This window comes from Rhodocyclus purpureus (assembly GCF_016653115.1).
GTDB classification, from domain to species: Bacteria; Pseudomonadota; Gammaproteobacteria; order Burkholderiales; family Rhodocyclaceae; genus Rhodocyclus; species Rhodocyclus purpureus.
On sequence record NZ_NHRX01000015.1, the window covers coordinates 1 to 25,698 of the forward strand.

Consider the following 25,698-nt stretch of genomic DNA (forward strand, 5'->3'; position numbering starts at 1 on the left):
GAAGTCCTTCTTTGATCGCTTAGGGCTGGTGTCGCTGCTCGATACGATGCGACGACTCCAGTGTATTCAATGAACCGCCGGATGCGGAACCGCACGTCCGGTGGTGTGAGAGGGCGACGGGGGTAACCCCGTCCCCTACTCGATGCAGACGTACTCCTGTCGCTCGCTCTCGCCGCCACCCTGGTCGGCCGCCCGCTGCCACTGCCGCAGCGAATGATAGAATCCCCGCCCATGAACCTCGTCATCAATGGCGAATCCCGCCACTTCCCCGCAGCGCTGACCGTCGCCGCGCTGATCGAAGAACTCGGCTTTGCCGGCAAGCGCATCGCCGTCGAGTGCAACGGCGACATCGTCCCCCGTGGCCGTCACGCCGAGACGCAACTCGCCGACGGCGACCGCCTCGAGATCGTTGTCGCCGTCGGCGGCGGTTGATCGGCGCCCACTTTCCAGCCCTTTTTTCCCGCAAACATGAACCGAACCGCATCACCGCTCGTAGTCGCCGGTCGCGAATACCGCTCGCGCCTGCTCGTCGGTACCGGCAAGTACAAGGATTTCAACGAGACGCGCGCGGCGATCGACGCCTCCGGCGCCGAGATCGTCACCGTCGCCATCCGCCGCACCAACATCGGCCAGAACGCCGGCGAGCCGAACCTGCTCGACTTCCTGCCGCCCTCGCAATTCACCATCCTGCCCAACACCGCCGGCTGCTACACGGCCGACGACGCGGTGCGCACGCTGCGTCTGGCGCGCGAGCTGCTCGACGGCCATCCGCTGTGCAAGCTGGAAGTGCTCGGTGACCCGAAGACGCTGTTCCCGAACATGCCGGAGACGCTGAAGGCCGCGGCGACGCTGGTCAAGGAAGGCTTCGACGTGATGGTCTATTGTTCCGACGACCCGATCCAGGCGAAGATGCTCGAAGACATCGGCTGCGCCGCGATCATGCCGCTCGCTTCCCTGATCGGCTCGGGGATGGGCATCCTCAACCCGTGGAACCTGCGCCTGATCATCGACCAGTCGCAGGTGCCTGTGGTCGTCGACGCCGGCGTCGGCACCGCGTCGGATGCGACCATCGCGATGGAACTCGGCTGCGACGGCGTCCTGATGAACACCGCGATCGCGCACGCGCAGGACCCGGTGCTGATGGCGTCGGCGATGAACAAGGCGGTCGCCGCCGGGCGCGAGGCCTTCCTCGCCGGGCGCATGGCGCGCAAGTTCTATTCGGCCGATCCCTCGTCGCCGACCAGCGGACTGATCGGGTCTTGAGCATGGACAGCGAACCGCCGCAACTGCCCTTGCCGCATCGCCCGATCCGCAGCTTCGTGCTGCGCCAGGGGCGCGTTTCCAACGCCCAGCAGCGTTACCACGAGAGCATGATGGCGCAGATCGGCGTCCCCTACGCCGCCGCGCCGCTCGACCTCGACGCGCTGTTCGGGCGCAGCGCGCCGAAGATCTTCGAGATCGGCTTCGGCATGGGCGAGACCACTGCCACCATCGCCGAGAACCGTCCCGACTGCGACTTCATCGGCGTCGAAGTGCATACGCCGGGCGTCGGCAGCCTGTGCAAGCTGGTCGCCGAACGTGGCCTCGACAACGTGCGCATCATCCAGCACGACGCGGTCGAGGTCCTGCGCGACATGATCGTCCCCGGCACGCTCGCCGGTGCGCACATCTTCTTCCCCGATCCGTGGCCGAAGGCGCGCCACCACAAGCGCCGCCTGGTGCAGCCGCCGCTGGTCGCGCTGCTCGCATCAAGGCTGGCGCCGGGCGGCTACCTGCACTGTGCGACCGACTGGGAGAACTACGCCGAGCAGATGCTCCAGGTCCTCTCGGGCGAGCCGCTGCTCGAAAACACCGCCGACGGCTTCGCGCCGCGTCCCGACTACCGGCCGCTGACCAAGTTCGAGCAACGCGGACTGCGCCTCGGCCACGGCATCTGGGACGTCGTCTTCCGCCGCCGCGCCGGTTGAGCGGGGGGGGCGCTAATGGTCTGCGCAGACGACGCCTGCCGTACCTCTATCTGAGACTGAACACCACCGGCAGGATCAGTTCGCGGCGGCTGGCGCCCGGCAGCGATCCCATCGCCCAGGCGGCGCGGACCGCTGCCTTGTCGAGGACGGGGTGGCCGCTGCCGGCGGCGATCTCGACATTGTCGACGCTGCCGTCGGCGGCGAGGCTGATCAGGAGATGGACCTCGCCCTCGATCCCAGCGGCGATCGCTTCCGGCGGATAATACTGGTGCTGCGCGAGCTTCTTCTGCGCGGCGCGCAGTTCGCGTGCGGGGGAGGCGGGGGCCGGCTGCGTGCTTTTCTGCAGCGCCGACTGCGTCTTCGGCAGCGGCTCGCTGCGCTCGACCGGCGTCGGCCTGTCCCGGGCCCGGCGCTCGTCCGCGGCGAGCGTGTTCTTGAGCAGCGCCTCGGCCGGCGCAGGCGGCAGGCGCAGGCGGATTTCCAGCGGCGCGGGCGCAGGCGGCGCCTCGCGCTCGACCGTCGAGCCGGCCAGCAGGATCGCAGCGTGCAGGCTGACTGACAGGGCGAGGGTGTAGGCGAGGCGGGCGTGCATGAGCGCGCTATTGTGCACCAAATCGGGCGCCAGGCAGTGTTCGGGTGCTCGACAGACGACAGGGGAGAGATGATGCGGAAGATGCGTGCGTTCGGGATCGGCATGGCGCTTTGCCTGCTCGGACATTTTGCCCAGGCGGCGTTGCCCGACCCGGTCCAGTTCGGCATCGCGGTCGAGCGCGGCGACACGCAGGCGGTCAAGCGCTGGCTCGACGAGGGGCTCGACCCCAACTACGAGGCCGACCGTTTCGGCTCGGGGCTGATGATCGCCGCCTGGAACGGCGACATCCCGATGATGAAGCTCTTGGTCGAACGTGGCGCCGACCCGCTCGCCGTCAACCGCGTCGGCGAGCAGCCGCTCCTGCTCGCTGCCTGGAATGGTCATCTCGATGCGGTGAAGTGGCTGCTCGCGCATGGCGCCGCGCTCAAGCGTCCCGACCTGCAATGGACCGCGCTCCATTACGCGACCTTCAACGGCAAGGACGAGGTGGCCGCCTACCTGATCGAGCAGAAGGCCGACGTCGACGCGCGCTCGCCCAACCGCTCCACCGCGCTGCTGCTGGCAGCGCGCGAAGGGCAAGAGCAGATCGCGCAGAAGCTGCTCGCCGCCGGTGCCGATCCGCGTGCCCAGAACGACTGGGGTGATGGCCCGCTGACCATGGCCATGCGTCACGAACGCCTGCGTCTGGCCAAGCTGCTCGCCAGCGCCGAGGAATTCGCTGCCGCCGTCAAGGCGCCGCCGGGAAGCTTCGGTGAGGCGGTGCGCTCGGTCGCCGCCCCCGGTGCGGTCGACGAACTGCTGGCGCAGTTGCGCCGCGCGCAGGCCGAGAAGCGCCCCGCCGCCGAAGTCGAGCAACTGCGCAAGCAGTTCTTCGCCGCGGTCGACGAACTGCGCGCGAGCGAGAAGGAGTCGGTGCAGCTGTCGCGCCGTCCGCGCAGCCCCGGCAAGCTGCTCATCACCGCGCAGCGCGGCAAGTCCGGCGAGCGCGCCGAATTGCTCGCTGCCGACAGGGGGCCGGCGATCGATCGGGAATCAAGCCGGGCCAAGGGCCTGGCCGCCGAGCGCGCTGCGCGTCGTGACGGCAGCCCGGCGGCGAGTTCGCCGGCCGAGATTGCCGCGCTGACGCGCGAACTGCGCGCGGCGAGCGAGCAGGGGCGCCCGACCGAAGAGCTGCAGCGTCGTCTCGACGAGGCGATCGGGCGCTTGGGGAAGTAGCCATCAACCTTAAAACCTCTTTTCAGCCACGAAATTCACGAAATAACGCATAAGCTCATAGTCGTTTAGCGGGCAACCCGATGGGTGCTGCGTGCTCAGCCGCGACGGCTACGAATGATTTCGTGTTTTTTCGTGCATTTCGTGGCCAACTGCTTTTTTAAGGATCAATCCGGCTCTTTGCTTCACAGCCTTCGGTTCGCCCTTCGACAAGCTCAGGGCGAACCGAAGGACCAAGGGCCGGGTGAATGACGGCCTTGTGCCAAGCGCGGAAGGTGGTCTGCCGGCGCCGGACTCAGGCCGTTGCCATGAATTCTTCGAGCAGGCGGTTGAGGAAGCGCTGGCCGCGCGGGGTCGGCGCGATGCGGCCGCCTTCACGCAGCAGCAGTCCGGCGGCGCAGGCCCTGGCCAGTGCGGGTTCGATCGCAGCCAGCGGCAGCCCGCAGCGTTCGGCAAACAGGCTTTCCGGGAAACCCTGGTTGAGGCGCAGCGCGTTGAGCATGAACTCGAACGGCAGTTCGCCCTCGGGAACGCTGAATTCCTCGGCCAGCGGCCGGCCGGCGGCGACTTCGGCGAGGTAGCGCGCCGGCTGCCGCCAGCGCACCTGGCGCATGATCGTGAGCCCGCCCCCGGCGTTCGGCAAGCTCAGCTTGCCGTGCGCGCCGGCGCCTATGCCGAGGTAGTCGCCGAACTGCCAGTAGTTGAGGTTGTGCCGGCATTGCCGGCCGGGCTGCGCGAAGGCCGAGGTCTCGTAATGCACATAGCCGGCGGCGGCGAGCCGCGCCTCGATTTCCTCCTGCATCGTCGCCGCGACGTCCTCGTCGGGCAGCCTGGGCGGCGCCGCGGCGAAGGCGGTATGCGGCTCCAGCGTCAGCTGGTAACACGACAGGTGCGGCGGCGCGAAGGCCAGCGCCGTGTCGATGTCGCCGAGTGCGCCGGCGACGTCCTGCCCGGGCAGCGCGTACATCAGGTCGAGGTTGAAGTTGTCGAAGTGGCGCGCAGCCGCTTCGATCGCGCGCCGGGCGTCGTCGCCGCTGTGGATGCGCCCGAGCGCCGCGAGCTGTTTCGGCGCGAAGCTCTGGATGCCAAGCGAGAGGCGGTTGACGCCGGCGGCGCGGTAGGCGCCGAAGCGGCTCGCGTCATCGCCCCTGACCGTTCCCGGGTTGGCTTCGAGCACGACTTCGGCATCGGTGGCGAAGTCGATGCGCGCGCGCAAGGCGTCGAGCAGTCGCGCGAGCGCGCTCCCCGAGAGCAGGCTCGGCGTGCCGCCGCCGATGAAGACCGACTGCAGCGGCCGTCCGCCGACGAACGGCAGCGCGCTTTCGAGATCGGCGATGAGCGCGGCGACGTAGTCGTCCTCGGGAATCGCGCCTGTGACCGCGTGCGAGTTGAAGTCGCAGTACGGGCACTTCTTCACGCACCACGGGAAATGCACGTAGAGCGAGAGCGGCGGCAGCGTCATTTCCTGCGCTCCTCGCGCGCCATCCGCCTTTCGTGGGAGCGGCGTGAGCCGCGAATTCGCGTCATCCGCGTCCGCGCAGGCGTTCGACCAGCCTCGCCAGCGCCTGTCCCCGGTGCGAGCGACGGTGCTTCTCTGCGGCCGGCAGATTGGCGACGCTGTCCCCGCACTCCTTGATCCAGAGCAGCGGGTCGTAGCCGAAGCCACCTTCGCCGGAAGGTGAAGCGAGGATCTCGCCGTGCCATTCGCCCTCGGCGATCAGCGGCTGCGGGTCGTCGGCGTGGCGGACGAAGACGATGACGCAGACGAAGTGCGCCTTCCGGCTCGCGTCGGGGCCAAGCGCGGCGAGCTCGGCGAGCAGCTTCTCGTTGTTGCGCGCGTCCGACTTCGGTTCGCCGGCGTAGCGCGCCGAGATGACGCCGGGCGCGCCGCCGAGCGCGTCGACGCACAGCCCCGAGTCGTCGGCGAGCGCCGGCAGGCCGGTGACGCGCGCGGCGTGGCGCGCCTTGGCCAGCGCGTTCTCGACGAAGGTACAGTGTGGCTCCTCGGCTTCCTCGACGCCGAGTTCGCCCTGCGCGATCAGTTCCCAGCCGAGCGGCGCGAGGATCGCGCGCAGTTCGCCGAGCTTCTTGGCGTTGTTCGAGGCGAGCACCAGCTTCATCGCGCGCCCTCCGCCAGCGCCGCCTGCTGTGCGCGGATCAGCTGGCCGATGCCGAGCGCGGCGAGGTCGAGCAGGCTATCGGCCTGCGCGCGCGAGAAAGGCTCGCCCTCCGCGGTGCCCTGTATCTCGACGATGCCGCCGCTGCCGGTCATCACCACGTTCATGTCGGTGTCGCAGTTCGAATCTTCCGCGTAGTCGAGGTCGAGCACGGGAACGCCCTGGTAGAGGCCGACCGAGACCGCGGCGACGTGGTCCTTGAGCGGGCTCGTCGGCAGCTGGCCGCTGGCGACGAGATGCGCGCAGGCGTCGGCGAGCGCGACCCAGGCGCCGGTGATCGACGCGCAGCGGGTGCCGCCGTCGGCCTGCAGCACGTCGCAGTCGAGCGTGATCTGGCGTTCGCCGAGCGCCTTCAGGTCGATCACCGCGCGCAGCGAGCGGCCGATCAGGCGCTGGATTTCCTGCGTGCGCCCGCTCTGCTTGCCCTTGGCCGCCTCGCGCGCGCCGCGTGTGTGCGTCGCGCGTGGCAGCATCCCGTACTCGGCGGTGACCCAGCCTTCGCCCTTGCCGCGCAGGAAGGGTGGCACCTTGTCCTCGATGCTCGCCGTGCACAGCACCTGCGTGTCGCCGGCCTCGATCAGCACCGAACCTTCGGCGTGGCGGGTGAAACGGCGGGTGATGCGGATCTCTCGCAATTGCGACGGCTGGCGCTGGCTGGGGCGCATGTTCTGTTTCCTGGTTGCGTTGGGGGGAGGGGCCGGATCGACAAGGGTGACGCCGGGCGGCCGGCTTGTTGCGGCGCCGGGCGAGCGGCTATCATCGGCGGTCCGGGGCATTCTCGGTTTTTGCCCGAACCCTGTAAAGTCGCCGCCGCTGGCCGGCTTTGCCTTCCACCCTTTTCGTCCATTCGGGATTCCCATGATCGTCAGCATGACCGGTTACGCGGCGCGCACTCGCGACGTCGAGCGCGGCGCCCTGCACCTCGAACTGAAGAGCGTCAATTCGCGCTACCTCGATTTCCACTTCCGCGTCTGCGAGGAACTGCGCGTCGCCGAGCCGACACTGCGCGAGCTGATCTCGTCCAGGATCTCGCGCGGCAAGGTCGAATGCCGGCTCAACTTCGTCCCGGCGGCGACGCGCAACGTGCCGCAGACGCTCAACCGCGACCTGCTCGCGCGCCTGGCGGACTTCGACGAGCAGGTACGCGCCGAACTGCCGCAGGCGACGCCGCTGTCGGTCGGCGAAGTGCTGCGCTGGCCGGGAATGTTCGGCGACGACACGCTCGACGTCGAATCGCTCGTTCCCGAGGCCCTGGCGCTCCTGCGCGAGGCACTCGACGACTTCACCGCCTCGCGCCAGCGCGAAGGCGCCAAGCTTGCCGCGGTGATCCTCGAACGCGTCGCCAGGATCCGCGAACTGGTGCGCGCCGTCGCCCCGCACATCCCGGCGGCACAGGCGGCCTTCCAGGACAAGCTGCGCCAGCGCCTGCAGGACGCGCTCGGCGCTGCCGCCGTCGACGACGAGCGCGTTCGCCACGAACTCGTCCTCTTCGCCGCACGCATCGACGTCGACGAGGAACTCGCGCGTCTCAACACGCACCTCGACGAGGTCGAGCGCGTGCTCAAGGCCGGCGGCGCCAGCGGCAAGCGCCTCGACTTCCTGATGCAGGAACTCAACCGCGAGGCGAACACGCTCGGCTCGAAGTCGGTGGTCAGCGCGGTGTCGCAGACGGCGATGGACCTGAAACTGCTGATCGAACAGATGCGCGAGCAGATCCAGAACCTCGAATAGGCGCGCTGGCTGCTCAGGGCGCACAGCCTCGAAGCTGCCGTGGGAGGGCCGTAAGGCCCGAAACCGGCCGCGCTGCGGCAGCGCAGGATTGCTGCACAACCCGACTTGCGAGCGCTTGTCGGGTTACGCTTCGCTAACGATCATGGCGAGTCGTGCCCCCTTGAGCATGAAGCGCAGACATTCGCTGCCGTCATTGCGAGGCGCGTAGCGCCGTGGCAATCCAGTTCGTTCTTCCAGTTTCGTGGCCTCGCCAACTCGGGCGACCCGATATCAGCCCTTGCACTGGATCGCCACGCCCTGCGGGCTCGCGATGACGGTTACGGTCTCCGCCCCTCTCCATGCACTCCCATACCTCTCATCCGACCTGCGCAGGCTCATGCAGCGCTTCCGGAGGGCCGCGCCAGCCGGGTTAAAATGCGGCTCCCCGTGCCGGTACGCCTTGTGCGCGCCGGTTCGCGCCCCCTTTGCGCCGTCCGTGGCGCTGGAGAACTTGATGTCCGGTCATCTCTACATCGTCGCCGCGCCTTCCGGTGCCGGCAAGACCACGCTGGTGCGCCTCTTGCTTGAGCGAGACCCCGGCATTCGCCTGTCGGTCTCGTTCACGACGCGCGCCCCGCGCGCCGGCGAGATCGATGGCGTGCATTACAACTTCGTCGGCCTGCCGCGTTTCCGCGAGATGGTCGCGGCCGGCGAGTTCCTCGAATGGGCCGAGGTGCATGGCAACTGCTACGGCACGTCGAAGCCGTGGATCGAGGCCGAGATGGCGGCCGGTCGCGATGTCCTGCTCGAGATCGACTGGCAGGGCGCGGCGCAGGTGCGTGCGCTGTTCCCGCAGGCGATCGGCGTCTTCATCCTGCCGCCTTCGCTCGAAGAACTCGCGCGCAGGCTCTCCGGGCGCGGCACCGACAGCGAGGAGACGATCGCGCTGCGGCTGGCGGCGGCGCAGGAGGAGATGCGCCATGTTGCCGAATTCGACTATGTTATTATTAATCGCGAACTTGCCGACGCGCTCGATGACCTGCTGTCGGTGGTACGCGCTTCGCGGCTCGACTGGCAATCCCAGCGCGAGCGCCACTCCGGGCTGTTCGCCAGCCTGTTCTGAATTCTCCAAGGTATCCTTTCATGGCACGAGTAACCGTTGACGATTGTCTGCACCGCATCCCCAACCGTTTCCAGATGACGCTGGCCGCGACCTATCGCGCTCGCCAGATCGCCAACGGCGCGTCGCCGATGGTCGAGGCGGACAAGGACAAGCCGACCGTGATCGCGCTGCGCGAGGTGGCCAACGGTCTGGTCGGCGTCGAAATCCTGAACCGCGGTCAGGCCTGACATCCGCAGGCAGACGGCAGCGCTGATGACGATGCGCCAGGAAGGTTCCGACCCGCCTGCACCCGTTTTGCCGGTCAATCCTGCCGGGCTTGGTGCCGTCATGCCGACCACGCTGCCTGACGGCGAGCCGCTCTCGGCGGCGGCGCTCGCCGCGCTCGAGGTTGCGGAAAGGGACGAGGCTTTCCTCGTCTTCATCGACAGCCTGAGCTACCTCAAGCCCGACGAGATCGCGCTGATCCGCGAGGCTTACCGCTTCAGCATCGTTGCGCACCTCGGGCAGGTGCGCCGCTCGGGCGAACCCTACGTCACCCATCCGCTCGCGGTCGCCGGCGCGCTCGCCGAGTGGCAGATGGACGCGCAGGTGATCATCGCCGCTCTCCTGCACGACGTGATGGAGGACACGGCCTTCACCAAGGCCGAGATCGTCGCGCGCTTCGGCCGCGGGGTCGCCGAACTCGTCGACGGGGTCTCCAAGCTCGACAAGATGGAGTTCCAGTCCTACGAGGAAGCGCAGGCCGAGAACTTCCGCAAGATGCTGATGGCGATGGCGCGCGACCTGCGCGTCGTGCTCATCAAGCTCGCCGACCGCCTGCACAACCTGCAGACGATGGCGGCGATCCGCGCCGAGAAGCGCCGCCGCATTGCGCGCGAGACGCTCGAAATCTACGCGCCGATCGCCAATCGACTGGGCCTCAACAAGCTCTTCCGCGAACTGCAGGACATCTCCTTCGAACTGATCCACCCGCGGCGCGCTGCCGTGCTCAGGAAGGCGCTGCGCGCCGCGCGCGGCAACCGGCGCGAACTCCTGAAACGCATCCTCGAAGACATCGGCGAGTGCATGCGCAAGGCGCAGATCGAGGCCCAGGTCTTCGGTCGCGAGAAGAGCGTGTACTCGATCTATCGCAAGATGGTCGAGAAGCACCTGTCGTTCTCGCAGGTGCTCGACATCTACGGTTTCCGCGTCGTCGTCGACAGCGTGCCGAACTGCTACCTGGCGCTCGGCATCCTGCACGCCCTGTACAAGCCGGTGCCGGGCAAGTTCAAGGATTACATCGCGATCCCGAAGGGCAACGGCTATCAGTCGTTGCACACGACCCTGATCGGACCCTACGGAACGCCGATCGAGGTGCAGATCCGCACCGAATCGATGCACCGTGTTGCCCAGGAAGGCGTCGCCTCGCACTGGCTGTACAAGGATGGCGACCAGGCCGGCGTCGATCTGCAGCGGCAGACGCACAAGTGGTTCCAGTCGCTGCTCGACCTGCAGAACAGCAGCGGCGACAGTGCCGAGTTCTTCGAGAACGTCAAGGTGGACCTCTTTCCCGACGAGGTCTATGTGTTCACGCCCAAGGGCAAGATCATGTCGCTGCCGCGTGGCGCGACTGCGGTCGACTTCGCGTACATGGTGCACACCGACGTCGGCAACCGCTGCGTCGCGGCGCGCATCAACTACGAGCTGATGCCGCTGCGCACCGAACTGGCCAACGGCGACCAGGTCGAGATCGTCACCGCGGCGCATGCCAACCCCAACCCGGCGTGGCTTTCCTACGTCAAGACCGGGCGCGCACGCAGCAAGATCCGTCACTTCCTGAAGACCATGCAGCACGAGGAGTCCGCCGCGCTCGGCGAGACCATGCTCGACCAGGAACTGCGCGCACTCGGCGTCGACCCGGCCGACGTGCCGGTCGCGAGTTGGGACGGTCTGGTGCGCGACGCCGGCAACAAGTCGATGAAGGAGATCCATACGGACATCGGCCTCGGCCGGCGGCTGGCGGCAGTCGTCGCCCGGCGCCTGCTGGCGCAGGAGGGGGGGACGCATCACGAGGATGATGTCCCGCGTGCTGCGCTGGTGATCCGCGGCGCGCAGGGGATGGCGGTACAGATCGCGCCTTGCTGCCAGCCGATTCCCGGCGACCCGGTGGTCGGCTCGATCCGCAAGGGACAGGGCCTGCTGATCCACTCGCACGACTGTCCGGCGATCCGCAAGTCGCGCAGCAGCGAACCGAAGAAATGGATCGACGTCGAGTGGGAACCCGAGCAAGGGCGGCTGTTCGACGTGCGCATCCGCGTCGGCGTGAAGAACCAGCCCGGCGTGCTCGGCCGTATCGCCACTGCGATTGCCGAGGGTGCTTCGAACATCGAGGGAGTGAGCATGGACGAGAAGGCTCCCGGGCTGTACACGGCGCTGCACTTCACCGTCGGCGTCGCCGACCGCGCGCACCTGGCGCGTCTGATGCGCGGCCTGCGCCGGATTCCGGAAGTCGTGCGCATCGTTCGCGAACGGGGCTGATTCACGGTGAAAGTGCTCGTGCTCGGCGCCGGCGTCGTCGGAGTGACCAGCGCCTGGTATCTCGCTGCGGCAGGCCACGAGGTCTGCGTCATCGACCGCCAGCCGGCGGCGGGCTGCGAGACCAGCTTTGCCAACGGTGGCCAAATCTCCGTCTCGCATGCCGAGCCCTGGGCCAACCCCCATGCACCCCTGCGTGCGCTGTCGTGGCTCGGCCGCGAGGACGCGCCGCTGCTCTTCCGCCTGCGCTGGGATCCCGCGCTGTTTGCCTGGAGCCTGCGCTTCCTGCGCGAATGCAGCCCGGCGCGCACGCGCGCCAACATCCGCGACATCGTCGAGCTGGCCCTCTACAGCCGGCACTGCCTGCAGGCTTTGCGCGCGGCGACGGGGATCGAATACGACCACCTCGAACGCGGCATCCTGCACATCTACACCGATCCGCGCGAGTTTGCCGGCGCCGTGAAGGCAGCGGCGGTGATGCGCGAATTCGGCTGCGAGCGCAACACCATCGACGCCGACCAGTGCGTCGCCATCGAGCCGACGCTCGCCGCGATCCGGCCGCAACTGGTCGGCGGCGACTTCACCGCCGCCGACGAGTCAGGGGACGCGCACCGCTTCACGCAGCGCCTCGCCGCACTCTGTGCCGAGCGCGGCGTGCGCTTCCACTACGGGGTGTCGATCGAGCGGCTGGCGAGTGCTGCCGGCCGCGTCGCCGGCGTCGTCGCCGACGGCCAGTTGTTCACCGCCGACGCCTACGTCGTCGCCTTGGCGACCGAGACGCCGCTGCTCCTGCGCCCGCTCGGCCTGCGCGTGCCGATCTATCCGGGCAAGGGCTACTCGGCGACGATTCCGCTGTCGGAGAAGAGTGTCGCGCCGACCGTGAGCCTCACCGACGACGGGCACAAGCTCGTCTTCTCGCGCCTCGGCCAGCGCCTGCGCGTCGCCGGCACTGCCGAGTTCAACGGCTACGACCGCTCGCTCAACGCGGTGCGCTGCCAGGCGCTGATGACGCGCACGCGCGAACTCTTCCCTGACCTCGATCCGGCCGGCGAACCCGAGTTCTGGACCGGACTGCGTCCGGTGACGCCGTCGAATGTGCCGCTGGTCGGCCGCACCGCTTTGCCGAACCTCTACCTCAACGCCGGCCACGGCACCCTGGGCTGGACCATGTCCTGCGGTTCCGCCGCGGTCCTCGCCGACATCGTCAGCGGCCGTCGCCCGGCGCTCGCGAACCTCCGCGAACTCGTCGTCGGCTAGGTCTAGCCCGTTGCCGTGAGCGCTTAACGTGGTGCTTCAGACGTACGCACTGGATTGCCACGGCGCTACGCGCCTCGCAATGACGCGAATTGGCACGACGCACCCGCCTGCGGTTATCGCGAGGGCCGCAGGCCCGTGGCGATCCAGTTCGTAATTCTGGATCTTTCCGGCACTAAGCGTTGCGCAGAGGTTTTGGCCACCGAAGCGCTGCGCATGATTAAATGACGGCGACGCCGACTTGCGCGTGCGCATCTTCAACCATGCTTCCGGAGGTTCCATGACCGCAGTCCTGTACGAAGTTCGCGATGCAGTTGCCACGATCACGCTCAACCGCCCGCAGGCGCTCAACGCGCTCGATCAGTCGATGATCGAGGGGCTGCGCGCCGCGTGTGACCGCGCGGCCTACGATCCCGGGGTGCGCGCCGTCCTCGTCCGTGCCGCGGGCGACCACTTCATGGCCGGCGGCGACTTGAAGTGGTTCCGCGAGCAGTTCGTCCTGTCGCCGGCAGAGCGCCAGGCGTGCTTCTCGCAGGTGGTCGCCAGCGCCAACGCCTCGGCCGAACTGTTGCGGACGATGGCCAAGCCGGTCGTGGCCGCGGTGCAGGGCGCCGCCGCCGGCTACGGACTGTCGCTGATGCTGTCCGCCGATCTCGTGCTCGCCGCCGATGACGCCTATTTCACCACCGCCTACTGCAAGATCGGCCAGTCGCCCGACGGCGGCGCGACCTGGTCGCTGCCGCGCGTCGTCGGCCTGCGCCGGGCGATGGAGATCGCGCTGCTCGGCGACCGTTTCAACGCGGCGCGCGCCGCCGAACTCGGCATCGTCAACCGCGTCGTCCCGCGCGCGCAACTCGCCGACGAGGCCGCCGCACTGGCCAGGCGCCTGGCCGACGGTCCGACCGCCGCACTGGCGCGCACCAAGGCGCTGCTCAACCAGTCGCTGACGACGCCCCTGTCGGCGCAACTTGCCGCCGAACAGCAGTCCTTCGCTGCCTGCGGTGCCGAACCCGATTTCGTCGAGGGGCTGGCCGCGTTCTTCGAGAAGCGCCCGGCGGCGTTTTCGGGACGCTCGTGACGAGCCCGTGAGCGGGGCGGCATGAGCGCTGCGCAGCCGGCTGCCCTCGGCGAGGCGCCGGCGGCTGCCTTCATCGACACGCACTGCCACCTCGACGCCGCCGAGTTCGCTGCCGATCGCGTCGAGGTCGCCGCGCGTGCGCGCGCTGCCGGCGTCGGCACCCTGGTCGTTCCGGCGGTCGAGGCAGGCAACTTTGCCGACGTGCGCGCCTGCGCCGAGGCTTTCCCCGAGGTCCGCGTCGCCTACGGCATCCATCCGCTCTACGTCGACCGGGCCGGCGCGGCCGACCTGCTCGCCCTGCGCGAGCGCCTCGCGCGCGAACTGGACGGACCACGGCCACCGGTCGCCGTCGGCGAGATCGGGCTCGATTTCTTCGTCCCCGGCGTCGATGTCGAGCGGCAGAAGCATTTCTTCACCGAGCAACTGAAGATCGCACGCGACTTCGGCTTGCCGGTGCTGCTGCACGTGCGCCGCGCGCAGGACGCCGTACTTGCGGCCCTGCGTCGCGTCGGCGCGGGCAAGGCCGGGCTGTGCGGTGGCATCGCGCACGCCTTCAACGGTAGCCGGCAGCAGGCCGATGCGTTCAGCGCGCTGGGTTTCTGCCTCGGCTTCGGCGGGGCGATGACCTGGCCGCGCGCGCTGCGCCTGCGCGAACTCGCGGCGACGCTGCCGCTCACCGCGATCGTCCTCGAAACCGATGCGCCCGACATGCCGCCCGAGTTCCTCGGGCGCGCTCGCAACGAGCCTGCCTGCCTGCCGCGCATCGCCGCGACGCTCGCCGAACTGCGTGGCGTGTCGCCGGCGACCGTGGCGGCCGCGACCTCGGCCAACGCGCTCGCCGTGCTGCCACGCCTCTTCCTGCCCTGAGGCCTCCCGGGCGCAGGTGGCACGCCCGTGAAAATGCTCGTCGGGTATTGAGCTTGCCATGGCGACGGCGTAAAGTGAGCCTTGAGTGCCGGCCGCTCCCGCTGCGCGAGCCGGCCGTGGTCAAGCGAGGGAAAGGCCATGAACAGTCCCGCCCGTGCACGTACGCTCTGCATCTTCTGCGCCCTGGCCGCCGCGGGCGCCGGCGCGGCGCTCGCCGGAGAATTGAATCCCTATAACCCGCCGAGCCTGCGCCAGGCCGCGCCGACCTACCAGCAACAACGGCAGGTTCAGGCGCCTTTCGCGCAGGAGGATTTCTACGCGGCGTTCCGGGAAGACGCCTTGCACATGACGCCCGCACAAAGGAGCGAACTGCAGGCCGTCTTCGTGAAGCGCCTCAATGTGGCAAGGTCGGTGGAAGAGGAAGCCCATTACCAGCGACTCATCGGGATCCTCGGCAGCCTGGAAGGCGAGGGGAAGGTCCGGCGATGAAAAGGATGCTCGTGTTCCTGCTGGCGATCTTCTTCCTGTCCGCGGCGCAGGCCGTCGAGGGGACTGCCGCAACGGCGCAGGGCGCCGTCGAGGCACTCGCCGAGAAATATTCGTTCGCGCAGCAGGCGAGCGAAGGCGCGGCGCACCTCTCGGCCGACGTTGCCAGCCCCCTGCCGGCGGCGAACGACCTCGACCGCAAGTATGCCGAAGACAGGGTCCAGGAGCGCGATTTCAAGCTCAAGGTTTTCGTGATCGTCAGCGTCGCCGCGCTGCTGCTGTCGCTGATCGGCATCGTCGTCCTCTTCCGGCTGACGACGCCGCCGAGTTCCGCCGACATCGTGCATATCGTAAGTCTCGCCCTGATCATCCTCGGCGTCCTGGCGCTGACCATGACGCCGACGACGGTCGAGGTGCTGACCGCGCCGATCGGCATTCTCGGCGCGCTGGCGGGCTACGTCTTCGGGCAGACGAGGACAGGGCGGGCTGCGCCGTCACCCAAGGGATCCCACCCGGCAGCGGATCCTGCGGCGGACAGCGGGCGCTGAGCGTCGCTGCGAGCACTGGCGACCCGTCATGAGGCAAGGCATCCCCTGATCGAGCCGGTCGGTCCGCGAGGCAAGCATGGACAGCGCCGGTCACCACCTCTGGAAGCGTTTCTGGCGTCTTGCCTGGCCTTTCTGGCGCAACGAGGAGCGATGGAAAGCCTGGGGGCTGCTGGCGCTGCTGGTCCTGCTCCTGCTTGGCCAGACCGGCTTTGCCGTCCTCCTCAACGAGCAGACCGGCGAATTCACTTCGGCGCTGGCCGCGCGTGACGAGGATCGCTTCTGGACGGCGATCAGGTTCTGCCTCGTCCTCCTCGTCGTCGTCGTGCCGATCTACGGCGCCTACTACTACGTTCGCGACCGGCTCGGCATCCACTGGCGGCGCTGGCTGACGCACCGTTTCCTCGACCGCTACTTCAGCCAGCGGCATTTCTACGAGCTGAACAGCCGCGAGGGGATCGACAACCCCGACCAGCGCATCGCCGAGGACATCGCCACCTTCACCCAGCGCTCGCTCTTCTTCCTGCTGATCATCGTCGGTTCACTGCTGCAACTGGTCGCCTTTTCCAGCGTGCTCTGGTCGATCTCGCACGAACTCGTCTATTTCCTCGTCGTCTATGCGGGACTGGGGACGAGCATCGTCATCTTCGTCTTCGGCCAGCGCCTGATGAAGCTCAACTTCAACCAGTTGCGCCGCGAGGCCGACTTCCGCTTCGGACTCGTCCGGGTGCGCGAGAACGCCGAATCGATCGCCTTCTATCGCGGCGAGGCGCAGGAACTGGACGAGGTGAAGCGCCGCTTCGGCGAGGCGTTCAGGAATTTCCTCACACTGATCCGTGGCCAGCTTGCGCTGAACCTGTTCCAGCACGCCTACAGCCTGTTTACCCTGGTCATTCCCAGCGCGATCATCGCCGCGCGCGTCATCTCGGGCGAGCTCGAAGTCGGCCGTGCCGTCCAGGCGGCGGGGGCCTTCGCCGCGGTGCTCGGCGCGATCTCGCTGATCGTCGAGAATTTCGAGGGGCTGAGCCGCTTCGCGGCCGGCATCGAGCGTCTCGACAGTTTCGCGAACTTCATCTCGGGACAGTCCGGCAGCCAGCGCGCCGCAGGCAGCACCATACGCTCGGTGCCGGCGCAGCAGCTCGCGCTCAGGGGCCTCAGCCTGCATACGCCCGACGGCGGGCGGGTCCTGGTCAGGGATCTGTCGATCACGGTGAAGACGGGCGAGGGGCTGCTCATCGTCGGCGAGAGCGGTTGCGGCAAGAGTTCGCTGCTGCGCGCCATCGCCGGCCTCTGGTATGCGGGCAGCGGCACGGTCTTTCGCCCGCCGCCCGAAGACATCCTGTTCCTGCCGCAGCAGCCGTACATGGTGCTCGGCAGCCTGCGCGCGCAACTGCTCTACCCCTGGCGCGAGCGCGTGTTCACCGACGCCGAACTGCTCGACGTGCTCGTGCGGGTCAAGCTGCCGGACCTGGCCGAGCGCAGCGGCGGACTCGAAGCCGTGCTCGCCTGGCACAAGCTGCTCTCGGTCGGCGAGCAGCAGCGACTCGCTTTCGCCCGCCTGCTGCTGACCCGGCCGCGCATTGCCATCCTCGACGAGGCGACCAGCGCGCTCGACGTCGCCAACGAGTCGGCGCTCTATCGCCAGCTGGTCGACAGCCGGACGACGCTGGTCAGCGTTGGTCACCGTTCGAGCATCCTGCCGTTCCACACGCAGGTGCTCGAACTCACCGGCGACAGCGGCTGGCGCTCGCACGCAGCGGCAGATTTCCGCTTCGCCCATTGAGCACCGCTTCCGCTACTGCCTGAAAACTCTTTTCAGCCACGAAAGACACGAAAGCGACGAAACACGGGCTTTTCGTCGCGTGCTCAAGCCATCAGTTCACGCCTGCTCGCGTCGAATCCTGTGCATGATTTCGTGTTTTTTCGTGGATTTCGTGGCGAACTTGCGGGTTCAAGCCGGGAAGCCTGCCTTACTTCTCATGCACGTAGGTCCCCGGCGCGTCGCCGAGCGGCGGATAGTCGGCGGCGCCGAGTTGCGGTGGGGCTGCGGGTTTGCCCGAGCGTGCCTGCAGCCACTCCGACCAGGCCGGCCACCACGAACCTTCATGGCGCTGCGCCTTCTCCAGCCAGTCGTCGGGCGGCAGGTAGTTGGCGTCGGCCGGACGTTCGCGGATCCGGTAGTGGCGGCGCGGCCGGCCGGGTTCGTTGACGATCCCGGCGTTGTGGCCGCCGTTGGTGAGGACGAAGGTGACCTCGGTCGGCGTCAGGTAGTGGATCTTGTAGACCGAACGCCACGGCGCGACGTGGTCGGTCAGCGTCGCCACCGCGAAGATCGGCGTGTCGATGTCGGTCAGCACCACCGGCTTGCCGCGCACCGGGTAGCGGCCCTCCGAGAGATCGTCGTTGAGGAAAAGGCGGCGCAGGTACTGCGCGTGCATGCGCGCCGGCATGCGCGTGGTGTCGGCGTTCCAGGCCATCAGGTCGTTCATCGGGCTGCGTTCGCCCATCAGGTACTCCTGGACCATGCGCGACCACAACAGGTCGCTCGAGCGCAGCATCTGGAAGGCGCCGGCCATCTGTCCGGCGGAGAGGTAGCCGGTCTCGCGCATCTGCGCTTCGAGCATGCTCACTTCGCTCTCGTCGATGAACAGCGCGAGCTCGCCGGGTTCGGTGAAGTCGGTCTGCGCCGTGAACAGCGTCATCGAGGCGAGGCGCTGGTCGCCGTCGCGCGCCATCGCCGCCGTGGCGATAGCCAGCAGCGTCCCGCCGAGGCAGTAGCCCGCGGCGTGTACCTTGCGCTCCGGAACGATCGCATTCACCGCCGCCAGCGCCGCTTCGAAGCCGAGTTCGAGGTACTCGTCCATGCCGAGGCAGTGCTCCTCGACCCCCGGATTCTTCCACGAGATGCAGAACACCGTGTGTCCGCGCTCGACCAGATAGCGGATCAGGGAGTTGCCTGGAGAGAGGTCGAGGATGTAGTACTTCATGATCCAGGCCGGGACGATCAGCACCGGTTCCGGATGCACTTCCGCGGTCGTCGGCGAGTACTGGATCAGTTCGATCAGGGGATTGCGCAGCACGACCTGGCCCGGGGTGACGGCGACGTTGCCGCCGACGACGAAGGCCTCGGCCCCTGCCGGTGGCTGGTTGGCGGCCAGGCGCTGGAAGTCGTCGAGCGCGTTCATCAGGCCGCGGTAGAGGTTCATGCCGCCGCTTTCGATCGTCTTGCGCAGCACCAGCGGATTGCCCAGGGGATAGTTGCCAGGCGACAGCACGTCGAGCAGCTGTCGGGCGAAGAAGGAGACGACGTGCTCGTGGTGGCGCGAGACGCCGGGAACGCCGATCGTCGCCGCCTGCCACCAGGCGTCGGCAAGCAGGAAACTCTGGTGCATGAGGTTGAACGGCCAGGTCTGCCAGACGGGTTCGGCGAAGCGCCTGTCCTGTGCTGGCGGCGGCTCTGCGTCGCTTTCCTGCCGCGCGCTGCTGGCGAGATAGCGCATGAGTTGCAGCCACTGCTCGTAGGCGAGGCTTGCCAGTTCGATCCGCTTGCCCGGCGAGACCGCGAGATGGCCTACCCAGTCGAGCATCGGCAGCAGCAGTGACATCGGCGAAACCGACGAGGTGCTGCGCGCGATGGCGGCCAGCACCTTGATGTCCAGCGGGTTCTTCTGGATCGCCGGAGTGCGCGTCGCGGTGGCCGAGGCGCTGCTGGCCAGATCACGCGGCGCCGTCTTCATTGGGGTCATGGCAGGCTCCTTTCTGGAAAGTCACCGAACTGACTGGGGATGAGCCGGCCTGGCTGGCGCGGGCGCGCAAGGCGCTCAGCGCGCGGACTCGAAACAGTCCTCGCGCCAACAGCACTCGGGCTGGTCGCACTGCTGCTCGCCGGCGCTGGCGAAACAATCGAAATTACCTTCGGCAATCTGGATCGCCTTGATCAGGTCGGCTTTCCTGCGTGCCTTCGAGCGAACGCCGACCGACTCGGCAATGACGCGTATTTCCTTGAGCTTCACCGATTTCCTCCCGTGCATTGGTCGGGTCGAGGCGACCCGACGTGGTCGACCCAGGGGATGTCGTTCTCATGTCTAACTATAGCAGTTGCGCTACATGGGAAACGCCGTCCGGCTGCAGCGAGCGCAGCGGCGGCCCTGGCCTCGTTGGCGATCAGAACACACGCAGGTTGCCGGCTGTTTACGGGTCGTCGCTCGCTCCGGGCCGCTCAGTTGCCGGCGGCTTCGCCGGCCACAGTCGCTTCCCGCGGCAACAGCCGCTCGACGGCTTCGCGCAGGGCTGCGCTCACCTTCCCCTGGTGTAGCGGATCGGCTTCGCCGCAGAACCAGGTGCAGCCGCGGTTGGTGGGTGACTCGAAGTCGCAATGGCCGGCGTCTTCGAGCGAACGGTCGGCGACCAGCGCCGTCAGGGCGTCCGCCCAGGGCGCGGCGAGGCGGAAGAGGTTGCACAGCGACGGCGGGCCGTGCACCAGGACCGCCGGCACCTTCAGCCTGCGCGCCGCGGCGAGGCCTTCGCCACCCGGATAATCGATCGGGTCGAGCGCGACGTAGCCGACCACGCCGGGACTCGTCGCCGCAAGCAGCGCGGCGATGGCGCCGGCCGAGTAGCCGACGAGGACGACGCGGGCGACCGGCGCCTGCGGAAACTCGGTGTCCAGGCTGCCTTGGCGGAGCATCGCGACCAGTTCGGCGAGCGCCTCTGCATTGTCGTGCGCGCTGAGGCCGTAGGGCAGGTCCGGTGCGACCGCGAGCAGTCCGGCCTGCGCCAGTACCGCTGCGTGTCCGGCCATCGTCGCCCGCGTGCGCGTGAAACCATGGACCAGCACCACCGCGTCCCGCGCAGTCGCGGCGGGGACGTGGATGTCGACGCTGACCGTGCGCTCGTTCAGCGTCAGCCTGAGCGTCGAAGAGGCCGCCGTGGCAGGGAGGGATGTGCCAAGGAGCGCCGGGAGTAAGGCCAAGGCGGCGACGGCGAGCTTGCAGGACAGCCGCCAGGCGAGCGGGACCTCGGGCATCGGCCTGGCGCCAGGGCGTTAAGGCTCCACCTGGTCGATGACCAGCACGAGCTGTTTGCTTCCCGTCTTCACACTGGTCAGCCGCCCGTAGAGGTCGCCGCTCGTCTTCTGCGCAGCGCCGGACTTGGCGACGCGCGCCTCGATCGTCACCTTGTCCACTTCCGACAGCTTGCGCCCACCGGGCAGCGCCGCGGCGTCGTCGAGGCTGAACTTGAGCGGCAACTCGGCAGCGCTGCCCTTCAGCGCGGCGAGCGGGCGGCGTTCGCCGTCCTCGGCGCGGGCAAAGACGAAGACCACGTCGTCGGGCTTGACGCGGGCGGCGAGCGCCGGCGCCATGCTGACCTCGCCGCTGACGGAGCGGTTCGCTGCTGCGGGCTGCGCGGTATTTTGCGCGGTATTTTGCGCGGCCTCCTGCGTCGGCTCATGCCCGGCGGCGGCCGCACGCGCGCGCGCGACCGCTCCGGCGACGGTGCGTCCTTCCTCGGAGTCAGGGTCCATCTGCTTGCCGAGGCGCTCCCAGTAGTCGGCGGCGGCGGCAAACTTGCCCTGCTCGCTGGCAGCGGCACCGGCGAGCAGCAAGGCCTGCGGGTCGTCCGGGTCGATCGACAGTGCCTTGGCGATCAGTTCCTGCGGCCGGCCCTGCAGGCTGCCGCCGGCGATCTGCGCCAGTGTCTCGGCGTAGTCGGTCAGCAGCTGCGTGTTCTCGTCGAGCAGGCGGCCGCCGCGCGCGTAGGCGGCGGCGGCTTCGGTGAAGCGGCCGAGTGTCTTGTAGGTGCGCGCCAGCGTCACCCAGCCCTCGACGTCGTCGGGATTCTGCTTGAGGCGTTCGGCGAGCTGGTCGATCAGCCCCTGCAGCTGCTGCTCGCCGGCGCGCGATGCCGATTGCGTCATCGTCGGGTCGAGCGCGCGCGGCTCGCCGAGGATCGCGTAGCCGGCGGCGGCGGCGATCGGCAGCGCAAGCAGCAGGAACAGTGCCGAGTTGCGGCCGCTGGCGGTAGCGGCAGGCGCGGCTTCGCCGGCCTCGGTTTCCTCGAGCAGGCGGCGCTGCAGCTCGTCCTTCGCCTGTGCGAAATCGGCGTCCGAGAGGGTGCCTTCCTTGCGCTCGTTGTCGAGTTCGGCGAGCTGGTCACGCAGGATCGCGAGGTTGGCGGCACGCCGCTCGGCGGCCTGCGCCGCGAGGTCGGCCGGGCGCGCGGCGCGGCGCAGCAGCGGCAGCGCCATGATCAGGACGGCGGCGCCGATCAGCAGCGCGGCGAAGATGAGGAATTGGGTCATGGCTGCTTGCGCTCGGCGGTTCCGGAGTTGAGCAGGGCTTCGGCACGGCGCGCTTCGTCGGCCGAGAGCGGCGTCGTCGCGATCGCCGCGTTGCGCCGGCGCAGGTAGCGGAACAGCGCGAACAGGCCGATCAGCAGCAGCAGGCCGGGACCGGCCCAGAGCAGCAGCGTCGTGCTCTTCACCGGCGGCCGGTAGAGGACGAAGTCACCGTAGCGGCTGACCAGGAATTCCTTGATCTCGGCATCGCTCTTGCCGGCCTTGATCAGCGTGCGCACTTCGCGGCGCAGGTCGTTGGCCAGTTCGGCCTGCGAACCGGCCAGCGATTCGTTCTGGCAGACGAGGCAGCGCAGTTCCTCGGAGATCGCGATCAGGCGCTTCTCGACCGCTTCGTCCTCGGCGAGCGGCGCCGCCTCGCCGGCGAGCGCCGCAGGGATGGGCTGCAGCGTGGACGGCAGCGGCGCCAGCATGAGCAGCGGCAGCGCGAACACGAACGCGCGCAGGAGCGAGGCGAGGCGCGGCTTCATTTCGACAGCTCCGCGACCAGCGGCAGGATCTTGCCGGAGAGCACGTCGGGGGTGATCGGCCCCGTGTGCTTCATGCGGATGATGCCGGCCTTGTCGATCACGTAGGTTTCGGGGACGCCATAGACGCCGTAGTCGATGCCGACGCGGCCGTCGAGGTCGAGCGCGGTGAGCGCGTAGGGGTCGCCGCGCTGGGCAAGCCAGCGCGTGGCGCGCTCGCGCGCTTCACTTTCCTCGGTGGCGGCGTCGACGCGGCTCATGTCGACGGCGGCGTCGCCGCGCAGTTCCTTGTAGTTGAGGCCGACCAGCGGCACGCTCTGCGTCCGCGCGAAGTCGACGAGCACCGGGTGTTCCTGGCGGCAGGTGACGCACCACGACGCCCAGACGTTGAGCAGCCAGACCTTGCCGCGCATCTCTTCAGGCGAGAAGGTCTTCCCGGCGTCGCCGAGCTGCTTCAGCGTGAATGCCGGCGCCGGCTTGCCGACCAGAGGCGAGGGAACGTCACGCGGGTTGAGCGTCAGGCCGACGCCGAGCAGGACGACGAGGACGACGAAGCCGACGAGCGGCCAGGCGAAGCGATTCATTGCTGAGTTCTCCTGATTCAGGCACCTGCGGCCAGCGCGTTGGCAGCGGGAGCTTTGGCACGCGCGCGCACGCGGTAGCGGCGGTCGAGCATGGCCAGCAGGCCGCCGAGCGCCATCAGTCCGCAGCCGCCCCAGATCCAGTCGACGAAGGGCTTGTAATAGACGCGCACCGCCCAGGCACCGGCGACGTTCTGGCGGTCGATCGGTTCGCCGAGCGAGACATAGACGTCGCGCAGGAAGCCACTGTCGATCGCCGCTTCGGTCATCGGCATCGACGACGACGCGTAGTTGCGCTTTTCCGGGTAGAGCGTGCGCAGCATGCGGCCGTCGCGCGACAGCTCGACCTCGCCGGCGAGCGCCAGGTAGTTGGGGCCACGCCGCTGCTCGACACCCTTGAAGGTGAAGGTGTAGCCGGCAACGGTCACCGTGTCGCCGACTTCCATGCGCACGTCCTTTTCCTGTTCGTAGCCCTTGACCATGGTCACGCCGACGACGAAGACGGCGACGCCCAGATGCGCGAGCTGCATGCCGTAGAAGCTCTTCGGCTGGCGTGCGAGCGCGGCAACGAGCGAGCCGCCGGCACGCGTCGCCTGCGCGCGCTCGACGATGCCCTGCAGCGCGCCGAGCGCGATCCACGCGGCCAGCGCCAGGCCGAAGGCGACCAGCGGCGACCAGGTGCCGTAGAGGAAGGGAATCGCGCAGCCGACGACGATGGCGACGAGGAGGGCGACGCGCAGGGTGCGCACGAGCTCGCCGAGCGAGGCGTTCTTCCAGCGCGCGAACGGGCCGACGCCCATCAGGAAGAGCAGCGGCGCCATGATCGGCGCGAATACGGTGTTGAAGTAGGGCGGGCCGACCGACAGCTTGCCGAGCCCGAGCGCGTCGACGGCGAGCGGGTAGAGCGTGCCGAGCAGCACCGACGAACAGGCGACGACGAGCAGCACGTTGTTGGTGAGCAGCATCGACTCGCGCGAGACGAGTCCGAAGCGACCGCCGAGTCCGACCTTCGGCGCGCGCCAGGCGAACAGCGCGAGCGAAGTGCCGATCACGGCGACGAGGAAGGCGAGGATGAAGATGCCGCGTCCGGGGTCGGAGGCGAAGGCATGCACCGAGGTGAGCACGCCCGAGCGGACCAGGAAGGTGCCGAGCAGCGAGAGCGAGAAGGCCGAGATCGCCAGCAGCACGGTCCAGTTCTTGAAGCTGCCGCGCTTCTCGGTGACCGCCAGCGAGTGGATCAGCGCGGTGCCGACCAGCCAGGGCATGAACGAGGCGTTCTCGACCGGATCCCAGAACCACCAGCCGCCCCAGCCGAGTTCGTAGTAGGCCCACCACGAGCCAAGCGCGATGCCGATGGTCAGGAAGACCCAGGCGGCCGTGGTCCACGGCCGCGACCAGCGCGCCCAGGCCGCGTCGAGCTGGCCCGAGAGCAGCGCAGCGACGGCGAAGGCGTAGGCGACCGAGAAGCCGACGTAGCCCATGTAGAGCATCGGCGGGTGGATGACGAGCCCCGGGTCCTGCAGCAGCGGGTTGAGGTCGCGCCCTTCCTCGGCACCCGGCAGCAGTCGCTCGAACGGGTTCGAGGTGACCAGCAGGAAGAGCAGGAAACCGGCGGCGACCAGCCCGAGCGTGCCGAGCACGCGCGCACGCATGCGGTCCTCGAGCCCGCGCGAGAGCAGCGCGACGGCGAGCATCCACAGGGCGAGCATCAGCGCCCACAGGAGCAGCGAGCCCTCGTGCCCGCCCCAGACGCCGGCGATGCGGTAGGCGAGCGGCAAGAGCGAGTTCGAGTGCTCGGCGACGTAGCGCACCGAGAAGTCGTTGTAGACGAAGGCCCAGGTGAGGCAGCCGTAGGCGAACAGCAGGGTCAGCGTGAAGGCGTAGGTTGCCGGCTGCGCCAGCGCGATCCACGCCTGCCGGTTGCGCTGCGCGCCGGCGAGCGCGAGCACGCCGAGCAGGAGCGCGATGCACAGCGACGAGATCAGCGCGAAGTGGCCGAGTTCAGGAATCATTGTCTGCGATCTGGGGAGGTTGTACTTGATGCGCGGCCGACGGCTACTGCTTCAGGCTCTGCGCAGCCTGTTCGTTCACCGCGCGCCGGCTGGCTTCGTCGAGCGCGTGCGCGGCTTCCGGCGGCATGTAGTTCTCGTCGTGCTTGGCGAGCACCTCGCTGGCGACGAAGACGCCGTCGGCACCGAGCTTGCCCTGCGCGACGACGCCCTTGCCTTCCTTGAACAGGTCGGGAAGGATTCCCTTGTAGTTCACGGTCATCTCGCGCGCGGTGTCGGTGACGACGAAGCGCACGGTGACGCCGTCGGCTTCGCGCGCGAGCGAGCCTTCCTTGACCATGCCGCCGACGCGGAAGACGCGATCCTTCGGCGCTTCGCCGCTCGCTACCTGCGTTGGAGTAATGGAGAATTCCAGATTGCTCCGCAGCGCGTTAAGTACGAGCACGGCGGCGATGCCGAGGACGGCGAGGCCGCCGACGATCAGGGCGATTCTTTGCTGACGGGGTTTCATGCTTGGCTCCTGCGGGCCTTGCGCTCGCCGCGGTCGGCGCGCTCGGCGTTGAACTGGCGCTGCAGTTGCGTCTTCAGCGCGCTGTTGCGGCGGGCGACGATGATCGGCTCGGCGAGCATCAGCAGCGCCGTCGCTCCGACCGAGCCCCAGACGTAAAGTCCGTAGCCGCCCATCGCCAGAAAATCGGAAAAGCTGTTCCAGACCATCATTTCATTCCTTGCCTGCGGGTCGGCGTTGGCGCCCGCTTGAG

27 protein-coding genes are annotated in these 25,698 nt (G+C 68.4%); 14 read left to right on the plus strand and 13 right to left on the minus strand.

Going from position 1 to position 25,698, the window contains the following annotated elements; all coding sequences use genetic code 11:
- The first annotated feature begins 231 nt into the window (after positions 1-231).
- Genes thiS through trmB form a run of 3 tightly spaced genes read left to right on the plus strand, consistent with a single transcriptional unit; the run spans position 232 to position 1,967 of the window.
- Positions 232-432: a sulfur carrier protein ThiS gene (thiS, locus tag CCR84_RS02505; protein ID WP_201209366.1), complete on the plus strand. Its 201-nt coding sequence runs from the start codon at positions 232-234 to the stop codon at positions 430-432.
- Between the two features lie 36 nt (positions 433-468).
- On the plus strand, positions 469-1,263 hold the full coding sequence (locus CCR84_RS02510; protein WP_201209367.1) for a thiazole synthase: 795 nt from the start codon (positions 469-471) through the stop codon (positions 1,261-1,263).
- 2 nt (positions 1,264-1,265) lie between these two features.
- Positions 1,266-1,967, plus strand: coding sequence for a tRNA (guanosine(46)-N7)-methyltransferase TrmB (gene trmB, locus CCR84_RS02515; RefSeq protein WP_201209368.1), 702 nt, complete (start codon positions 1,266-1,268; stop codon positions 1,965-1,967).
- Between the two features lie 46 nt (positions 1,968-2,013).
- On the opposite strand, the gene CCR84_RS02520 is transcribed toward trmB, so the two are convergent.
- Positions 2,014-2,559 (minus strand): energy transducer TonB, encoded by a 546-nt coding sequence (locus tag CCR84_RS02520; RefSeq protein ID WP_201209369.1) that lies wholly within the window; start codon positions 2,557-2,559, stop codon positions 2,014-2,016.
- Positions 2,560-2,640: 81 nt separating this feature from the next.
- Between CCR84_RS02520 and CCR84_RS02525 the strand changes: the two genes are divergently transcribed.
- On the plus strand, positions 2,641-3,774 hold the full coding sequence (locus CCR84_RS02525) for an ankyrin repeat domain-containing protein (RefSeq protein ID WP_201209370.1): 1,134 nt from the start codon (positions 2,641-2,643) through the stop codon (positions 3,772-3,774).
- A gap of 292 nt (positions 3,775-4,066) precedes the next feature.
- Here CCR84_RS02525 and hemW read toward each other — a convergent pair whose 3' ends face one another.
- The 3 genes from hemW to rph form a co-directional block, all read right to left on the minus strand.
- Positions 4,067-5,233 (minus strand): radical SAM family heme chaperone HemW, encoded by a 1,167-nt coding sequence (hemW, locus tag CCR84_RS02530; RefSeq protein WP_201209371.1) that lies wholly within the window; start codon positions 5,231-5,233, stop codon positions 4,067-4,069.
- Positions 5,234-5,294: 61 nt separating this feature from the next.
- A complete protein-coding gene (gene rdgB / locus CCR84_RS02535; protein ID WP_201209372.1) occupies positions 5,295-5,891 on the minus strand; it encodes an RdgB/HAM1 family non-canonical purine NTP pyrophosphatase in 597 nt (198 codons plus the stop codon).
- Complete coding sequence (gene rph, locus CCR84_RS02540; protein WP_201209373.1) at positions 5,888-6,613, minus strand: ribonuclease PH; 726 nt, start codon at positions 6,611-6,613, stop codon at positions 5,888-5,890. The genes rdgB and rph overlap by 4 nt, the downstream gene beginning before the upstream one ends.
- Positions 6,614-6,806: 193 nt before the next feature.
- On the opposite strand from rph, the gene CCR84_RS02545 reads away from it, so the two are divergent.
- From CCR84_RS02545 to CCR84_RS02590, 10 genes are all read left to right on the plus strand, one after another.
- The gene (locus CCR84_RS02545) at positions 6,807-7,679 is read left to right on the plus strand and encodes a YicC/YloC family endoribonuclease (protein WP_201209374.1); all 873 of its coding nucleotides are present in this window, start codon (positions 6,807-6,809) and stop codon (positions 7,677-7,679) included.
- 493 nt (positions 7,680-8,172) lie between these two features.
- Positions 8,173-8,781 carry a guanylate kinase gene (gmk, locus tag CCR84_RS02550; RefSeq protein ID WP_201209375.1) on the plus strand — a complete coding sequence of 203 codons (609 nt, stop codon included), beginning with the start codon at positions 8,173-8,175 and terminating at the stop codon, positions 8,779-8,781.
- Between the two features lie 20 nt (positions 8,782-8,801).
- Positions 8,802-9,008, plus strand: coding sequence for a DNA-directed RNA polymerase subunit omega (rpoZ, locus tag CCR84_RS02555; protein ID WP_201209376.1), 207 nt, complete (start codon positions 8,802-8,804; stop codon positions 9,006-9,008).
- 31 nt (positions 9,009-9,039) lie between these two features.
- A complete protein-coding gene (locus CCR84_RS02560) occupies positions 9,040-11,298 on the plus strand; it encodes a RelA/SpoT family protein (protein WP_420825376.1) in 2,259 nt (752 codons plus the stop codon).
- Positions 11,299-11,304: 6 nt separating this feature from the next.
- Positions 11,305-12,552, plus strand: a complete 1,248-nt coding sequence (locus tag CCR84_RS02565; RefSeq protein ID WP_201209377.1) for a D-amino acid dehydrogenase — start codon at positions 11,305-11,307, stop codon at positions 12,550-12,552.
- Between the two features lie 277 nt (positions 12,553-12,829).
- Positions 12,830-13,627 (plus strand): enoyl-CoA hydratase/isomerase family protein, encoded by a 798-nt coding sequence (locus CCR84_RS02570; RefSeq protein ID WP_201209378.1) that lies wholly within the window; start codon positions 12,830-12,832, stop codon positions 13,625-13,627.
- 21 nt (positions 13,628-13,648) lie between these two features.
- Positions 13,649-14,494 carry a TatD family hydrolase gene (locus tag CCR84_RS02575; protein ID WP_201209379.1) on the plus strand — a complete coding sequence of 282 codons (846 nt, stop codon included), beginning with the start codon at positions 13,649-13,651 and terminating at the stop codon, positions 14,492-14,494.
- 138 nt (positions 14,495-14,632) lie between these two features.
- Positions 14,633-14,983 carry a hypothetical protein gene (locus CCR84_RS02580; RefSeq protein WP_201209380.1) on the plus strand — a complete coding sequence of 117 codons (351 nt, stop codon included), beginning with the start codon at positions 14,633-14,635 and terminating at the stop codon, positions 14,981-14,983.
- Positions 14,980-15,528, plus strand: a complete 549-nt coding sequence (locus CCR84_RS02585; protein ID WP_201209381.1) for a hypothetical protein — start codon at positions 14,980-14,982, stop codon at positions 15,526-15,528. Before CCR84_RS02580 ends, CCR84_RS02585 begins: the two co-directional genes overlap by 4 nt.
- A gap of 76 nt (positions 15,529-15,604) precedes the next feature.
- Positions 15,605-17,308, plus strand: a complete 1,704-nt coding sequence (locus CCR84_RS02590; protein WP_201209382.1) for an ABC transporter ATP-binding protein/permease — start codon at positions 15,605-15,607, stop codon at positions 17,306-17,308.
- Between the two features lie 187 nt (positions 17,309-17,495).
- Here CCR84_RS02590 and CCR84_RS02595 read toward each other — a convergent pair whose 3' ends face one another.
- From CCR84_RS02595 to ccmD, 9 genes are all read right to left on the minus strand, one after another.
- Positions 17,496-19,262 carry a PHA/PHB synthase family protein gene (locus tag CCR84_RS02595; protein WP_201209441.1) on the minus strand — a complete coding sequence of 589 codons (1,767 nt, stop codon included), beginning with the start codon at positions 19,260-19,262 and terminating at the stop codon, positions 17,496-17,498.
- An 84-nt stretch (positions 19,263-19,346) separates the two neighbouring features.
- Positions 19,347-19,538 carry a hypothetical protein gene (locus CCR84_RS02600; RefSeq protein ID WP_201209383.1) on the minus strand — a complete coding sequence of 64 codons (192 nt, stop codon included), beginning with the start codon at positions 19,536-19,538 and terminating at the stop codon, positions 19,347-19,349.
- Positions 19,539-19,744: 206 nt separating this feature from the next.
- Positions 19,745-20,551 (minus strand): alpha/beta fold hydrolase, encoded by an 807-nt coding sequence (locus CCR84_RS02605; RefSeq protein WP_201209384.1) that lies wholly within the window; start codon positions 20,549-20,551, stop codon positions 19,745-19,747.
- An 18-nt stretch (positions 20,552-20,569) separates the two neighbouring features.
- Positions 20,570-21,826: a c-type cytochrome biogenesis protein CcmI gene (gene ccmI, locus CCR84_RS02610; RefSeq protein ID WP_201209385.1), complete on the minus strand. Its 1,257-nt coding sequence runs from the start codon at positions 21,824-21,826 to the stop codon at positions 20,570-20,572.
- Entirely contained in the window at positions 21,823-22,350 is a 528-nt protein-coding gene (locus CCR84_RS02615) for a cytochrome c-type biogenesis protein (RefSeq protein WP_242508502.1), read from the minus strand. Before CCR84_RS02615 ends, ccmI begins: the two co-directional genes overlap by 4 nt.
- On the minus strand, positions 22,347-22,931 hold the full coding sequence (locus tag CCR84_RS02620; protein WP_201209386.1) for a DsbE family thiol:disulfide interchange protein: 585 nt from the start codon (positions 22,929-22,931) through the stop codon (positions 22,347-22,349). The genes CCR84_RS02615 and CCR84_RS02620 overlap by 4 nt, the downstream gene beginning before the upstream one ends.
- Positions 22,932-22,948: 17 nt before the next feature.
- Positions 22,949-24,940, minus strand: coding sequence for a heme lyase CcmF/NrfE family subunit (locus tag CCR84_RS02625; protein WP_201209387.1), 1,992 nt, complete (start codon positions 24,938-24,940; stop codon positions 22,949-22,951).
- A 43-nt stretch (positions 24,941-24,983) separates the two neighbouring features.
- Positions 24,984-25,448 (minus strand): cytochrome c maturation protein CcmE, encoded by a 465-nt coding sequence (ccmE, locus tag CCR84_RS02630; protein ID WP_201209388.1) that lies wholly within the window; start codon positions 25,446-25,448, stop codon positions 24,984-24,986.
- Complete coding sequence (gene ccmD / locus CCR84_RS02635; protein ID WP_201209389.1) at positions 25,445-25,657, minus strand: heme exporter protein CcmD; 213 nt, start codon at positions 25,655-25,657, stop codon at positions 25,445-25,447. Before ccmD ends, ccmE begins: the two co-directional genes overlap by 4 nt.
- Positions 25,658-25,698: the final 41 nt, after the last annotated feature.